Source organism: Mesorhizobium sp. ArgA1 (genome assembly GCF_053714375.1).
The window spans coordinates 1,461,698-1,475,952 of sequence record NZ_JBSKBQ010000001.1 but is presented as its reverse complement, the minus strand read 5'-3'; the positions used below and the strand labels follow the sequence as shown (position 1 = coordinate 1,475,952).

General features: G+C 62.7%; 14 protein-coding genes. 11 read left to right on the top strand and 3 right to left on the bottom strand.

Going from position 1 to position 14,255, the window contains the following annotated elements:
• Positions 1-42 precede the first annotated feature (42 nt).
• From ybgC to ftsH, 9 genes are all read left to right on the top strand, one after another.
• Positions 43-513: a tol-pal system-associated acyl-CoA thioesterase gene (gene ybgC, locus ACWGTI_RS07245; protein WP_454586421.1), complete on the top strand. Its 471-nt coding sequence runs from the start codon at positions 43-45 to the stop codon at positions 511-513.
• A gap of 319 nt (positions 514-832) precedes the next feature.
• Entirely contained in the window at positions 833-1,543 is a 711-nt protein-coding gene (gene tolQ, locus ACWGTI_RS07240) for a protein TolQ (RefSeq protein WP_454586420.1), read from the top strand.
• A gap of 11 nt (positions 1,544-1,554) precedes the next feature.
• A complete protein-coding gene (gene tolR / locus ACWGTI_RS07235) occupies positions 1,555-2,007 on the top strand; it encodes a protein TolR (RefSeq protein WP_454586419.1) in 453 nt (150 codons plus the stop codon).
• Between the two features lie 7 nt (positions 2,008-2,014).
• Positions 2,015-3,172 (top strand): TonB family protein, encoded by a 1,158-nt coding sequence (locus ACWGTI_RS07230; protein ID WP_454586418.1) that lies wholly within the window; start codon positions 2,015-2,017, stop codon positions 3,170-3,172.
• Between the two features lie 37 nt (positions 3,173-3,209).
• The gene (gene tolB, locus ACWGTI_RS07225; RefSeq protein WP_454586417.1) at positions 3,210-4,514 is read left to right on the top strand and encodes a Tol-Pal system beta propeller repeat protein TolB; all 1,305 of its coding nucleotides are present in this window, start codon (positions 3,210-3,212) and stop codon (positions 4,512-4,514) included.
• 260 nt (positions 4,515-4,774) lie between these two features.
• A complete protein-coding gene (gene pal, locus ACWGTI_RS07220; protein WP_023684182.1) occupies positions 4,775-5,281 on the top strand; it encodes a peptidoglycan-associated lipoprotein Pal in 507 nt (168 codons plus the stop codon).
• 213 nt (positions 5,282-5,494) lie between these two features.
• Positions 5,495-6,577 carry a tol-pal system protein YbgF gene (gene ybgF / locus ACWGTI_RS07215; RefSeq protein WP_454586416.1) on the top strand — a complete coding sequence of 361 codons (1,083 nt, stop codon included), beginning with the start codon at positions 5,495-5,497 and terminating at the stop codon, positions 6,575-6,577.
• Between the two features lie 52 nt (positions 6,578-6,629).
• Positions 6,630-8,012, top strand: a complete 1,383-nt coding sequence (gene tilS, locus ACWGTI_RS07210) for a tRNA lysidine(34) synthetase TilS (protein ID WP_454586415.1) — start codon at positions 6,630-6,632, stop codon at positions 8,010-8,012.
• 121 nt (positions 8,013-8,133) lie between these two features.
• Positions 8,134-10,059 carry an ATP-dependent zinc metalloprotease FtsH gene (gene ftsH, locus ACWGTI_RS07205; protein ID WP_454572996.1) on the top strand — a complete coding sequence of 642 codons (1,926 nt, stop codon included), beginning with the start codon at positions 8,134-8,136 and terminating at the stop codon, positions 10,057-10,059.
• Positions 10,060-10,126: 67 nt separating this feature from the next.
• Here the strand turns inward: ftsH and ACWGTI_RS07200 are convergent, their stop codons facing one another.
• Positions 10,127-10,495 (bottom strand): winged helix-turn-helix transcriptional regulator, encoded by a 369-nt coding sequence (locus ACWGTI_RS07200; RefSeq protein WP_454586414.1) that lies wholly within the window; start codon positions 10,493-10,495, stop codon positions 10,127-10,129.
• 186 nt (positions 10,496-10,681) lie between these two features.
• Between ACWGTI_RS07200 and ACWGTI_RS07195 the strand changes: the two genes are divergently transcribed.
• Together ACWGTI_RS07195 and ACWGTI_RS07190 are read left to right on the top strand one after the other, a co-directional pair.
• A complete protein-coding gene (locus ACWGTI_RS07195; RefSeq protein ID WP_454586413.1) occupies positions 10,682-11,446 on the top strand; it encodes an SDR family oxidoreductase in 765 nt (254 codons plus the stop codon).
• Positions 11,443-12,354, top strand: a complete 912-nt coding sequence (locus tag ACWGTI_RS07190) for an NAD(P)-dependent oxidoreductase (RefSeq protein ID WP_454586412.1) — start codon at positions 11,443-11,445, stop codon at positions 12,352-12,354. The genes ACWGTI_RS07195 and ACWGTI_RS07190 overlap by 4 nt, the downstream gene beginning before the upstream one ends.
• A gap of 77 nt (positions 12,355-12,431) precedes the next feature.
• Here ACWGTI_RS07190 and ACWGTI_RS07185 read toward each other — a convergent pair whose 3' ends face one another.
• Positions 12,432-12,881, bottom strand: a complete 450-nt coding sequence (locus tag ACWGTI_RS07185; protein WP_454586495.1) for a hypothetical protein — start codon at positions 12,879-12,881, stop codon at positions 12,432-12,434.
• Positions 12,882-13,122: 241 nt separating this feature from the next.
• On the bottom strand, positions 13,123-13,776 hold the full coding sequence (locus ACWGTI_RS07180; protein ID WP_454586494.1) for a hypothetical protein: 654 nt from the start codon (positions 13,774-13,776) through the stop codon (positions 13,123-13,125).
• Positions 13,777-14,255: the final 479 nt, after the last annotated feature.

Genomic DNA, 14,255 nt, shown 5'->3' with positions numbered 1-14,255 from the left:
TGGCAAGACAGGTGCCCCGCCGGGGGCAAAAAGGAAAGCGCGATGGACGATCATGGTGAATCGGCGGCACTCACTGCCGGGCTTTCCGGCGCGCTGACGGAATTCGGCCACCGGCTGATGGCGCGGGTCTATTATGCCGACACCGACTTCTCCGGCGTCGTCTACCACGCGCGCTATCTTGAATTCTTCGAGCGTGGCCGCTCCGACTATCTCAGGCTCGCCGGCGTCCACCACACTGAACTCCATGAAGGCAAGCATGGCGAACGCATCGTCTGGGTGGTGCGGCGCATGGAGATCGATTTTCGTTCGCCCGCCCGCATGGACGATATCCTGACCATCGACACGTCGACGCAGGACATTTCCGGCGCCCGCATCGTCATGGCGCAGCAGCTGAAGCGCCGCGCAGAGGTGCTGGTCGAGGCAAAGGTCGAGGCGGCGATCATCGGCGAGAACGGCAGGCCGAAACGCTTCCCGAAGGAATGGATCGCTGCCTTCATGCCAAGGGCAGGCTGATTATCCGGCACGCCGGCCTGCGACGAGGGGCCGGCCGAAGCGCGTCTGATTTTTACGGCACGACATCGCTTGCCGATGCGCTGGGCGCGGCAATGCGCCGCGCCATATTTCCTAACCCATCCTTAACCATAACGGTTCATGAAGAGACTGGTGAAGATTGGAAGAATCCGCGCGCCTTCCTTTCACCAATATTTGCCCCGAAAAGGCCGCCAACGGTGCATTTTGGGGTTAATCCGCAAGCCTAGCGCGAAACGGACCACAAGGGATGCCCATGGGCCAGCCGCCAGCGATGCCCGGAAAATCTTTAAGGACTTGAACGATGGAAAATATCGCACTCGCCGACCCGGCAGCGCATTTGTCGATCTGGACGCTGTTCACCGAGGCCGGCTGGGTGGTCAAGCTGGTCATGATCGGTCTGCTCTGCGCTTCGATCTGGACCTGGGCGATCATCGTCGACAAGCTGGTCAGCTATGCGCGCATGCGGTTGGCGCTCAATCGCTTCGAGCAGGTGTTCTGGTCGGGACAGTCGCTGGAGGAGCTTTATCGCACCCTCGCCGATCGCAAGACCACTGGCATGGGCGCGATCTTCGTCGCCGCCATGCGCGAATGGAAGAAGAGCTTCGAGAAGGGCGCCAAGTCGCCGCTCGGCCTGCAGACCCGTATCGACAAGGCCATGGACCTGGCGCTGACGCGCGAGATGGAGCGGCTGGAGGGACGGCTCGGCTTCCTCGCCACCACCGGTTCGGCGGCACCCTTCATCGGCCTGTTCGGCACCGTCATCGGCATCATGACCTCGTTCCAGGCCATTGCCGGTTCCAAGAACACCAGCCTGGCGGTGGTTGCACCCGGTATTGCCGAGGCGTTGCTGGCGACGGCCATCGGCCTGCTCGCGGCCATACCGGCGGTCATCGCCTACAACAAGCTGTCGTCGGACGCGAACAAGATCGCGGTGCGCATGGAAGGGTTCTCGGATGAGTTCTCCGCCATACTCTCGCGCCAAATTGATGAAAAAGTCGCGCCGAAGGCCTGAGGAGCAGCAAGATGGGCATGTCGGTAGGCATCTCGGGGCGCGGCGGGCGCGGCCACAGGCGGCGCGGCCGTCACCATGGATTGATGTCGGAAATCAACGTCACGCCGATGGTCGACGTGATGCTGGTGCTGCTGATCATTTTTATGGTCGCTGCGCCGATGATGACGTCCGGCGTGCCGGTCGACCTGCCGGAGACGAAGGCCAGCGCGATGAACGCCGATACCCAGCCGATCACGATTACGATCGACGGCACGGGCAAGATTTTCCTGCAGGAGACCGAGATTGCGCAGGACGAACTGGTCGCCAAGCTGCAGGCGATTTCCAAGACCGGCTATGAAGAGCGCATCTTCATCCGCGGCGACAAGACCACCAACTATGGCGCCGCGATGGTGGTGATGGGTCTGATCCAGGCGGCCGGCTACAAGAATATCGGCCTGCTTACACTGCAGCAACAGGATCGGTAGATCTGAGATGAGGACCGGCCTCACCACATCGGTGATATTGCACACGGCGGCGCTGGCCTTCGGCCTGTTCACGCTGTCGTCGCCACCGGCCATGCCTGCGTCCGATGCCCAATCGGTGTCGGTCGAAATCATACCGACGGAAGCCGTTGCGCAGACCCTGCAGGGCGACAAGAAGGCGGTGATGCACGAAAAGCCTGCGCCCACACCGACCAAGCGTCCTGATATCGTGCCCGATGCGCAAAAGGTGGGTGAGAACAGCACGGACACCGACGCGTCGGTGACGGACGAGGCCAAGCCGAAGCCGGTCGAGAAGACAGCGACGGCTGCCCCCGCGCCGACGCCGACAGAAAAGCCGAAGACCGAGGACACGCCGAAACCGAAGGAAGAGCCGAAGCCGACACCGGCAACGGAAGTGGCGCCAACGCCGCAGCCGAAGGAAGAGGTCAAGCCCGAGCCGGTCAAGCAGGTGGAACCGAAGCCCATCCCGGCGAAGGAGCCGGCGCCAGCGCCACAGCCGGACACGACCGCCGCCATCGAGCCGAAGCCTGAGGTCAAGCCCGACGCGGTCGCCGAGGCCATATCGGAACAGCAGCCTCCGGAGGAGGCGCAGCTTCCGGACTCTGCGCCCGCGCCCGAGGCGCGGCCGAAGCCGCAGCCGGTACAGGCCGAAAGCGCCAAGGCGCCGGACCGCAAGGACGCAGACAAGCCGGTCAAGGAAGCCTCCTCCAAGCCGAAATCGGATGACAAGCAGTTCAACGCCGACGAGATTTCGGCTTTGCTCGACAAGCAGAAGCCATCCGGTGGCGGCGCCAAGCGCTCGACGCAGCAGGCGTCGCTCGGCGGAGCTAAGGACCAGGGCCAGAAGCTGTCGCAAAGCGAAATGGGCGCCTTGTCGGATCAGCTCGGCAATGCTTGGACCCTTCCGGCAGGGCTCGAGGGCTCGGAAAACTTCGTTGCCGTGATCGTGTTCAATCTCGATGCCTCCGGCAAGCTCGACGGGCGTCCGACCGTTGAAAAATCGAGCGGAAACCAACAGTTCGACGAGAGTGCGGTGCGTGCCGTCCAGAAAGCAAACATGGCTGGCCTGCAACTTCCTGCCGGCAAGCAGGATATCTGGGCCCAGGTTCGGGTCACTTTCGATCCCAGAGAGATGCTTGGGCTCTAGGCCCAGCGTCCACAAAAGTTAAGAGAAGCGAGAAGACATGAAATCCATCCTCAAGCCGCTCCTGACGGTTGCAGCCATGGCGCTGGGCATGACTGCCGTTGCCACCTTGCCGGCGCGAGCACTCGTCGAGATCAACGTAAACAAGGGCAATGTCGAGCCGCTGCCGATCGCGATCACCGATTTTCAAGGTGAGATTGGCGCTCAGATATCCGATATCGTCAGCGCCGATCTGAAACGTTCCGGCCTGTTCGCACCGATAGACAAGAGCGCCTTCATCGAGAAGATCGCCAATCCCGATGCGCAGCCCCGCTTCGACGACTGGAAGGTGATCAACGCGCAGGCGCTGGTGACCGGCAGCGTCGGCAAGGAGGCGGACGGCCGCATCCGCGCCCAGTACCGGCTGTGGGACACTTTTGCCGGGCAGCAGATGTCCGGCGAGCAGTTCTTCGCCAACGACGCCAACACCAGGCGCGTCGCTCACATTATCGCCGACGCCATCTATGAGCGGTTGACCGGAGAGAAAGGCTATTTCGACACACGCGTCGTCTTCATCGACGAATCCGGCGCCAAGAATGCGCGCAAGAAGCGGCTCGCCATCATGGACCAGGACGGCGCCGACGTCCGTTATCTCTCGGACGGCCGCTCGATCGTGCTGACGCCGCGTTTCTCGCCGAACCGGCAGGAAATCACCTATATGTCGTACGAAAGCGGTCAGCCGCGGGTCTATTTGCTGCAAATCGAGACCGGTCAACGCGAACTGGTCGGCAACTTTCCCGGCATGACCTTTGCGCCGCGCTTTTCGCCTGATGGTCAGAAGGTGATCATGAGCCTGCTGCGCGATGACGGTAATTCCAACATCTTCGCCATGGACCTGCGCAGTCGCTCCACGACCAGGCTGACTAACTCGACCGCCATTGATACCTCGCCGTCTTATTCGCCCGACGGCAGCAAGGTGGTGTTCACTTCCGACCGCGGCGGCCGCGCGCAGATCTATGTGATGGGCGCCGACGGTTCCGGCCAGACCCGCATTTCCTTCGGCGACGGCGTCTATTCGACGCCGGTGTGGTCGCCACGCGGCGACCTCGTCGCCTTTACCAAGCAGACCGGCGGCGAATTCCAGATCGGCGTCATGAAGACCGACGGCTCTGGCGAGCGCATTCTCTCTTCCGGCTTCCAGCAGGAGGGACCGACCTGGGCGCCCAACGGCCGCGTGCTGATGTTCTTCCGCGACTCAGCCGGTGGCCCAAAACTGGTTTCCGTCGATCTCACCGGCCGCAACGAGCAGCCGATCCCGACCGCAAACTTTGCGTCCGACCCGGCGTGGTCGCCGTTGCTGGAGTAACCAAGTTTCGACCGGGCCATCGCTCGCTCGTTGCAACTCGGCAACACCATGTCAAAAGCCCCGTTTTGGGGCTTTTTTCACGCCAAAGTCGCCTTTTGGCCGCATTTCCGCCTACGGTCCGCGACCATTGTGGCATCAGTTATTTCGGCTGCGGACGGGTGCCGAAACCAAATTTTAACCGTGTTTCTTGAATGCCGGTTAACCCAAACGTGGTTACTGGGTGATCAACGAAATCACTCGAAATACGAAGGAGAGGCGGCATGGGCCGTATTGCAGCACTTACCAGAAACCCGGCGATGATCGCCCTGATCGCGATGCTCGCCATCACCGGTTGCGCCTCGAAGAAAACCCCCAACAACGCTGCCGATCTCGGCCTCAATGGCGCGGGTGCGGCAACGCCTGGCTCGGCGCAGGACTTTACCGTCAACATCGGCGACCGCATCTTCTTCGACACGGACTCGACCGCGATCCGTGCCGATGCGCAGACGACGCTGTCGCGCCAGGCGCAGTGGCTCAACCAGTACAAGCAGTACGCCATCGTCGTCGAAGGCCATGCCGACGAACGCGGCACGCGTGAATACAATCTGGCGCTCGGCGCCCGCCGCGCCGCCGCCACCCGCGACTTCCTGGTCGCCAGGGGCGTTTCGGCAAGCCGCCTGAAGACGATTTCCTACGGCAAGGAGCGCCCGGTCGCGGTTTGTGACGACATCTCCTGCTGGTCGCAGAATCGTCGCGCGGTCACCACGCTCTCCGGCGCCGGCTCCTGATACGCAAGACTGCGGCGCCTTAGTCGCAAAATTGCAACACCTCCATGCGAAAGGCGGCCAATGGCCGCCTTTTTCAGTTCTGGTCCCGGAAACAAAATTTGGAAACAAAATTTGGCCGAAGTCTCGCCTCCTGCTATGAGCCGAGGGCGCCCGGCTGGTTCCACAGTGATTGGAAGGCGCGAACAGGCTCACGAATTACACGGCGAGAGGCACATGCATTTCAGATCGGTCTTGAGCGGCACGCTTGCGCTGCTGCTCGTATCAGGCTTCGCGGCTACTGCGAGCGGCACCGGACAACCCGCGGATAGCGGCTTTTCCTTCCATCTGCCGACGCTCGGCATTTTTGGCAAGAAAGAGAAGCCGGAGCAGCAACAGATCGCGCAGCAGCAGGACGGCACCACTGCCGCCAGCCTCGAAGAACAGTTGCGGCAGATGAACGGCAAGATCGAGGAACTCAATTTCCAGGTCCTGCAGATGCAGGAGCAGATGCGCAAGCAGCAGGAAGACAACGAGTTCCGCTTCCAGCAGTTGGAAGGCGGCTCCAGCGGGCAGCCGCCGGCGCAGAAGAAATCAGAGGCGGCGCCGCAGGATGGCAATACCGACAACAGCGTTGCCGAGGCCCCGGCAACGCAGGCGCCGGCCGATTCGGGTGCACAATCGGATGGCGGCCAGAGCGTCGGTGAAGTCATCGTCGAATCGCAGACCGGCGATCCCGGCAAGGTGATCACCGGCACCCCGCCAAAGACGTTCGGTACCATCACCGTCGACAAGAACGGCAATGTGGTCGATGCCGGCGGCAGCACGCAGGCGACCGCGCCGACGGAAGGTGCGGCTCCCGCCGCCGAGGCGCCGGCGACCGGACCCAAGGCCGGCAAATCCGACGGCACGGTGGTGGCGGCGTTGCCTGCCACCAACAATCCGGAAGAGATCTACCGCAACTCCTACCAGTTCATCCTGTCGGGCGATTACAGCACCGCCGAGCAGGGTTTTCGCGACCACATTGCCCGCTTCCCCAAGGACGCCAAGGCGGCGGACGCGCATTACTGGCTAGGCGAATCCCTGCTTGGCCAGCAGAAATATCATGACGCGGCCGAGGTTTTCCTTTCTGCCAGCAAGGACTATCCGAAGGCCAAGAAGGCGCCTGACATGCTCCTGAAGCTCGGCGTGTCGCTGGTCGGCCTCAAGCAGAAGGATGTCGCCTGCGCCACCTTCGGCGAGATCGGCAAGCGCTATCCCGATATTTCGGCCGCGCTCAAGGAACGCGTCAAACAGGAAAGAGCGCTGGCGGCGTGCTAGTCTTCCCCTCGCATGTCGGTATCCGGGGACCCCTTTTGGGCGACATGCACTGATGCTCGATACCGAGCCTGACTTTTCGGATTTTTCAACGATCGACTTTTCCAACGGCGCCGTAGCGGCCGTGTCCGGCGGCAGCGACTCCACCGCCCTCCTTCTTCTCCTCAAAGCTCATCTCGACCGCATCGCCCCGACAGCCAGGCTGCTGGCGGTGACGATCGACCACGGTCTGCGTCCGGAAGCAGCGGCGGAAGCACGCGCCGTTGCAAAGCTTTGCGCCGAACGCGGTATCGTGCACCGCACAGTCAGCTGGACCGAAGCCAAGCCGTCGACCGGCCTGCCCGCAGCCGCGCGCGAGGCACGCTACCGGTTGCTGGCCGAGGCCGCGCAGGCGCATGGCATCGGTGTGGTCGTGACCGGCCACACCGCCGACGACCAGGCCGAGACCGTTCTGATGCGAGCCGCGCGGAATGATGGCCACGAGCTTGGTGAAACGGTAGGCCGAGGCCTCGCCGGCATGGCGCCGGCCACCCTCTATGATTGGCGGATCTGGATCGCGCGGCCTCTGCTTGGCGTACGGCGCGCGGCATTGCGCGCCTTCCTTCGGCGCGAACATGTCGGCTGGGCGGAGGACCCGACCAACATCGATGCGCATTTCGAACGGCCGCGCATTCGTGCCGTGCTCGGCGAAGACCGGAGCGGGCAGCGTTTTGCCGAGGCGATCGGCCTGGCCAGGCGGGCCGCCGCCGAGCGCGAGCAACTCGGCCGCCGCGCCGCCGCGCTGATCGGTGAATTTGCCAGCCGGCCGGCGAAGGGTCTCATCCGTCTCGATCCCGGTTTTGTCAGAGCCGAAGACACGCGCGCAGCGGTTTATGGGCTGCGTGTTGTGCTGGCAGCGACCGGCGGCGTCGCCTTGTTGCCGGACCAGGTGCGTAGCGAAGCGCTGCTCGAGCAAATGCGGGCCGGACCGCTTTGCGCCACATTGTCGCGGACGGTCGCCGACACCAGGCGCACCAGCATCTTCCTGTACCGTGAATCGCGCGACCTGCCGCCTGCCGCTCCGTTGGCGGCGGGACTCTGGGACGGTCGCAGGCGGGTCACCGAGGCAGAGGCGATCACATTGGGCGACAGTTCTGGTGCATTGTTGATCGCGCCGCTCGGCGCGGCTGCCGCCGCCAAACGGATTGCCGGGAGTGGCGCGCCAGCAAGCCTTGTTCGCGCCGCTTTGGCTGCGGAAGCGGCGCTCTGGCGTGGCGGCGAATGCCTTGGCTTTGCAGGGGATGCAACGGCGGCGCCGGCAATTGCGGTCAGCCCAGCCGTCGCACCTTTTGCACGCTTCCTGCCTTGCTTCGATCTGGTGCTGGCCGGGGCCGTCGCCGAACTGACCGGCGCGCCGCCCGTCCCGGCCTTGCCTTCCAGCCGCCACAGTGCCGGTTGATGGTGGCGCGAAAGCTTAACCCAGACGTGCTGTTATGCTTGGCAAGGGGAGGCGCTCTCCCTATGTTAGGCCCAAGTTTCCTCTCATACGCGTGCCCCATCGGGTGCCAACGGGACAATTGATGAATCCGAATTATCGCAACCTCGCGCTCTGGGCGATCATAGCGGTCCTGCTCATCGCTCTCTTCAATCTGTTCCAGACGCCGCAGACGCGCGGAGCATCGACCGACGTTCCCTACTCGCAGTTCCTGCAGGAGGTCGCGGCCGGCCGGGTCAAGACGGTGACCATCGCCGGCGACCGCATCATGGGCACCTACACCGACAACGCCAATGGCTTTCAGACCTATTCGCCCGGCGATCCGCAGCTAGTCTCGCGGCTTCAGGACAAGAACGTCGTCATCAATGCGCGTCCTGAATCGGACGGATCCACCTCGTTGTTCAGCTATCTCATCTCCTACTTGCCGATGATCCTGATCCTCGGCGTGTGGATATTCTTCATGCGCCAGATGCAGTCCGGTTCCGGGCGCGCCATGGGCTTCGGCAAGTCGAAGGCCAAGCTTCTGACCGAGGCGCATGGCCGTGTCACCTTCCAGGATGTCGCCGGCGTCGACGAGGCAAAGGAAGATCTGGAAGAGATCGTCGAGTTCCTGCGCGATCCGCAGAAGTTCCAGCGCCTGGGCGGCAAGATCCCGCGCGGTGTGCTGCTCGTCGGCCCCCCCGGCACCGGCAAGACGCTGCTCGCCCGTTCGGTCGCCGGCGAAGCCAATGTGCCCTTCTTCACCATTTCGGGTTCGGACTTCGTCGAGATGTTCGTCGGCGTCGGCGCGTCCCGTGTCCGCGACATGTTCGACCAGGCCAAGAAGAATGCCCCCTGCATCATCTTCATCGACGAAATCGACGCCGTCGGCCGCCATCGTGGCGCCGGCCTCGGCGGCGGCAATGATGAGCGCGAGCAGACGCTGAACCAGCTGCTGGTCGAGATGGACGGCTTCGAATCCAACGAGAGCATCATCCTGATCGCTGCCACCAACCGGCCCGACGTGCTCGATCCGGCGCTGTTGCGTCCGGGCCGCTTCGACCGCCAGGTGGTGGTGCCGAACCCCGACATCGTCGGCCGCGAGAAGATCCTCAAGGTGCATGTGCGCAACGTGCCGCTGGCGCCCAATGTCGACCTCAAGGTGGTCGCGCGTGGAACGCCGGGGTTCTCCGGCGCCGATCTGATGAACCTGGTCAACGAATCCGCCCTGATGGCGGCGCGCCGCAACAAGCGCCTCGTCACCATGGCCGAATTCGAGGACGCCAAGGACAAGATCATGATGGGCGCCGAGCGCCGCTCGTCGGCAATGACCCAGGCCGAGAAGGAGCTCACCGCTTACCACGAAGCCGGCCACGCCATCCTCGCGCTCAACGTGCCGTCCGCCGATCCGCTGCACAAGGCGACCATCATCCCGCGCGGCCGCGCGCTCGGCATGGTCATGCAGCTGCCGGAAGGCGACCGTTATTCGATGAGCTACAAGTACATGGTCTCGCGGCTTGCCATCATGATGGGCGGCCGCGTCGCCGAGGAGTTCAAGTTCGGCAAGGAGAACATCACTTCGGGCGCGTCCTCCGACATCGAGCAGGCGACCAAGCTGGCACGCGCCATGGTCACGCGCTGGGGCTTTTCCGACAAGCTCGGCCATGTCGCCTATGGCGACAACCAGGAGGAGGTCTTCCTCGGCCATTCGGTGGCGCGGACGCAGAATATCTCGGAAGAGACCGCGCAGATCATCGACGCCGAAGTGCGGCGCCTGATCGACGACGCCTATTCAACCGCCAAGGCGATCCTGACCAAGAAGAAGAAGGAATGGATCGCTCTGGCGCAGGGCCTGCTCGAATACGAGACGCTCTCGGGCGAGGAGATCAAGCAGCTGATCGCCGGGCAGAAGCCGGCACGAGATCTTGGGGATGATACTCCTCCGAGCCGCGGTTCAGCCGTGCCGAAGTCCGGCCGCCGCAAGAAGGGCCCGGAGCCCGAAGGCGGCATGGAGCCTCAGCCTTCGAGCTGAGCTGAAATCACTCAATCCAGCAAAACGCCGCGGCTTCAATCCGCGGCGTTTTGCTGTCCAGGGCTTATCAAAGAGCAAGCCGTTCAGTTGCACTTGTTTTGCCGGGGCGCGCACCATCAGTCCGGCCAGCATGTTGCTTGCCCCATCTGGCCAGCGGGACCAGGGCATTGTCCAGCTCGATGCCGAATTCGGTAATCGAGTATTCGACCCTCGGCGGCACCTCGGGGAATATCTCGCGGTGAACGATGCCGTCAGCCTCCATTTCGCGCAGCTGCTGGATCAGCATCTTTTCGCTGATCTCAGGCACCAGTCGTTTCAGTTCACCGAATCGTGCCGGCGCCTTGTGAATCTGCCAGAGCAGTAATGCCTTCCATTTTCCGCTGATAACTTCCAGCGCCGGCCCCAATCCGCAACTATCTGGCTGTTTCTTTCCCATGTTTCATCCAATTCTGAGCAATCGGTGGGTAGCTTACGTTTTTGTCGGTACTTGAGAAAAACCAAGCCGGTCCATAGCTTCAAACCAGCTCGCCGGCATCGGCGAACACCACAACATCATATCGGTATCTCGCTTCGGCCTGCAAAGGCCGTCGGCGGCCTGATTTTGTCAAAAAGGGAATGGATCATGACACGATACGCAAACAAGAAGGCGGTGGTCATCGGCGGGACGCACGGCATGGGCCTCGCCGTTGCCGAAGCCCTGATCGAAGACGGCGCCGAAGTTCTGGTCACCGGCCGCGACCAACGCAACATCGAGGCCGCCCGCAGAAAGCTGTTTTCGCGAGCTCATATCGTGCGGTCCGATATCAGCGACATGGCCGATATCGTCACGCTCGGTGCTGAAGTGGGGCAGAAGCTCGGCCAGATCGACTTCCTTCACGTCAATGCCGGGGTGGCTAATCTCGAACCTCTGGAGCGGGTCACCGAGGACAGTTACGACCGCACCTTCAACATCAATGCTAAAGGCGCTTTCTTCATCGTGCAGCGCCTGCTGCCCCTCATCAGGGATGGTGGCGCCATCGTCTTCACCTCGTCGATCGCCGACGAATCCGGCACCGGCGGCATGAGCGTCTATTCCGGATCAAAGGCGGCACTTCGCGCTTTCGCCAAGGTCCTGGCCGCCGAACTTCTGCCGCGCCGGATTCGCGTGAATGTGGTCAGCCCCGGCTTCATCGACACACCGACGATGGGCGTGGCCGATGCCTCGGCCCAGGAGCGGGCGGCCTTCATGGCGATCGGCGACGCGGTTACCCCGATGAAGCGCCACGGCACGATGGAGGAAGTGGCGCGTGCAGTCCTGTTCCTGGCTTTCGATGCAACCTTCACCACAGGCGCCCGGCTGACTGTCGATGGCGGCCTTGGGCAGGCCTTGAGCCCCTTGCCGGTGTGATCCGGCCCAATCTGAAACGACGGAGTTACAAGATGAGCGATATTGCAGTAATCGGCCTTGGCGCCATGGGCACGGCTCTTGCCGGAGCCTTCCTCGACAAGGGTCATGGGGTGACGGTGTGGAACCGCTCTTCGGCAAAGGCGGAGGCTTTGGCGGCCAGAGGCGCGGTCGTTGCCGTGAGCGTTGAGGACGCCGTCAGGTCGAGCAAGCTGATCGTGGTGTGCCTGCTCGTCTACGACACGGTCCATGAAATGCTGGCTCCGGCGCAGCTAGCGCTGTCGGGTCGCACAGTGGTCAACCTCACCAACGGCACGCCCGAGCAGGCGCGGGCGATGTCCGACTGGGTGGTCGGGCACGGCGCCGACTATATCGATGGCGGCATCATGGCGGTGCCGCCGATGATCGGCGGGCGGCATGCCTTGATACTGTATAGCGGCTCCAGGCAAGCCTACGACGCTCACGCGGGACAACTCGATGCGCTCGGCACCAGCAGATATCTCGGAGAAGATGCTGGCCTCGCACCACTCTACGATATCTCGCTTCTGGCCGGCATGTACGGGCTGTTCGCGGGCGTGTTGCAGGCACTGGCGATGACGGGAGCCGCCGGAATCCCCGCCGGGGAATTCATGCCGCTGCTGATGTCATGGCTGCACGCGATGCAAGGTGGCTTGCCGAAATGGGCAGAGCAAATCGATGCGGGCGACCACACCAGCAATGTCGTCTCCGGTCTCGGCATGCAGGCTGATGCCTTTGTCAATCTGATCGACACGAGCAGGTCGGCTGATGTCAGCACCGAGTTGATCTTGCCGATGCAAGATCTGATGAGGCGTGGCGTGGCGGCAGGCAAAGCCAACGCGGATCTTTCCAGCCTGGTCGAGCTTCTTCAACTGTCAAAGAAGGTCGTCTGAAGCTGGCAACATCACGCTTCCAACAGAAGGCCCGCGAACCTTGCGGTTCGCGGGCCTTCGATGTTCAGTTGATGCGATCAGCTCTTCAGCTTGGCATTGCACAGGCTGTAATAGCCGCCGCCCTTCTGGATCCAGCGTAGGCCGTTCAACGTACCTGCGTCCTTGTTGCCGTGGTAACCCTGCAGGCAGGTCTTCATCCGTGCCTTCGCCGGTTTTTCGGTCTTGAACTCAGCGGCCAGCATAGTCGGGAATGTCACGCCCGCCGGGGCGACAGTGGGAACGACCGCCGCGCTGGCTTCCTCTTTCGGCGGCTCGGCTTTGACCGTATCCGTGCTGGCATTCTCCGCGGCGGACGTCGCGCATTTCTCCGTGCGGAAAGCGGTCCAATCCATGCCGTTCAGCGTGCCGCCTTCCTTGGCTGTGCGATAGGCCTCGCCGCATTCCTTCATCGTCAGCGCGCTTGCAGGGGCGACGCTCCAAGCAAGCAATGCCGTCACAATCAATGCCGCCAATTTCAATCTGGACATAAGACCCTCCTGGTTGACAAAAGCTCGATGTCTTTTTGTATACTGTTTGTTCTGCATATGTTCAACCGGAATCTTTGCGAACCACCGAGGTCTGGCGGTGGGCAGTGTGGGCGAATTGATGATGCCGACAGCTTCCGCGATATGCAGATGCGAGAAAAGCCGGGCGTCTTCGCGCGCAACAAAAAAGGCCCGCGCATGTTGCGATGCGCGGGCCTTTGTCTGGAGAATATGGCTAACGCGATCAGCTCTTCAGCTTGGCATTGCAAAGGCTGTAGAAGCCGCCGCCCTTCTGGATCCAGCGCAGGCCATTCAGCGTGTTGGCATCCTTGTTGGCATAGTAGATCTCGAGGCAGGTGTGCATACGGCCCTTGGCCGGCGTCTCGCTGGCGTATTTCTTCGAGATCGCGGTCGGGAACTTCACACCTTTGGGAGCGGTGATCGAGGGCTTTTCAGGTTCGCTGGTATAGGTCGCCTCGCTCGGAGCCGGCACGGTGTCGTCGTCATCAGCGCCTGCGCCGCATTCGGCCTTACGGAAGTCGTTCCATTTCTTGCCGCCCAGCGTGTTGGCAGACTTGGCCGCCTGATACTTGGCGCTGCAATCGGCCATGCTCAGGCCCTTGCCGCTGTCGGCAGATGCCTTGGTCGTTGCCTTGGCGGGTTCAACCATGGCCGAAGCGCCGGCGGCGCATTCGGTCTTGCGGAAGTCGTTCCACTTGATGCCGTTCAGCGTCCCAGCGGCCTTTGCCGCCTGGTACTTGGTGCTGCACTCTTTTGCCGTAAGGCCCTTGGCTCCGTCGTCGGCCGCGGCGGCGGCCTTGGTCGTTGCCTTGGCGGGCTCTGCCGCGGCCGAGGCGCCGGCGGCGCATTCGGTCTTGCGGAAGTCGTTCCACTTCATGCCGTTCAGCGTGCCGGCAGTCTTGGCGGCCTGATACTTGGCGCTGCATTCCTTGGCCGTCAGGCCCTTGGCCTGATCGGCGGTGGCCGCCTTCGTGTCTGCCTTGGCAGCGGCCGCCTTCTTGGCCGGCTTGGCGGTCTCGGTCGTGGCGGCTGCATCGGTGCCGCATTCGGCTTTACGGAACTGGTTCCAGGTCTGTCCGTTCAGCGTGCCGCCGTCCTTGGCGGCATTATACTTGGTACTGCACTCGGCCATGGTCAGCGCGTTGGCGGGCGCCGCCATGAACAAGGTTGCGACGGCAAGACCCGTCAAAGTTGCAAGTCGGTGGATGAGCATGGCGTTTCTCCCGTGGCTGCCGCCCATAAGGTGTCCCTGCGCGAATCAATAGCTCTCAACGCTAGGCTGCGCCAGATGCTAACTGGCGCCGGTACCGTCGGAAAGCGCGTCCTCCCGATAAGGTGATGGAATCCTTGCGATCT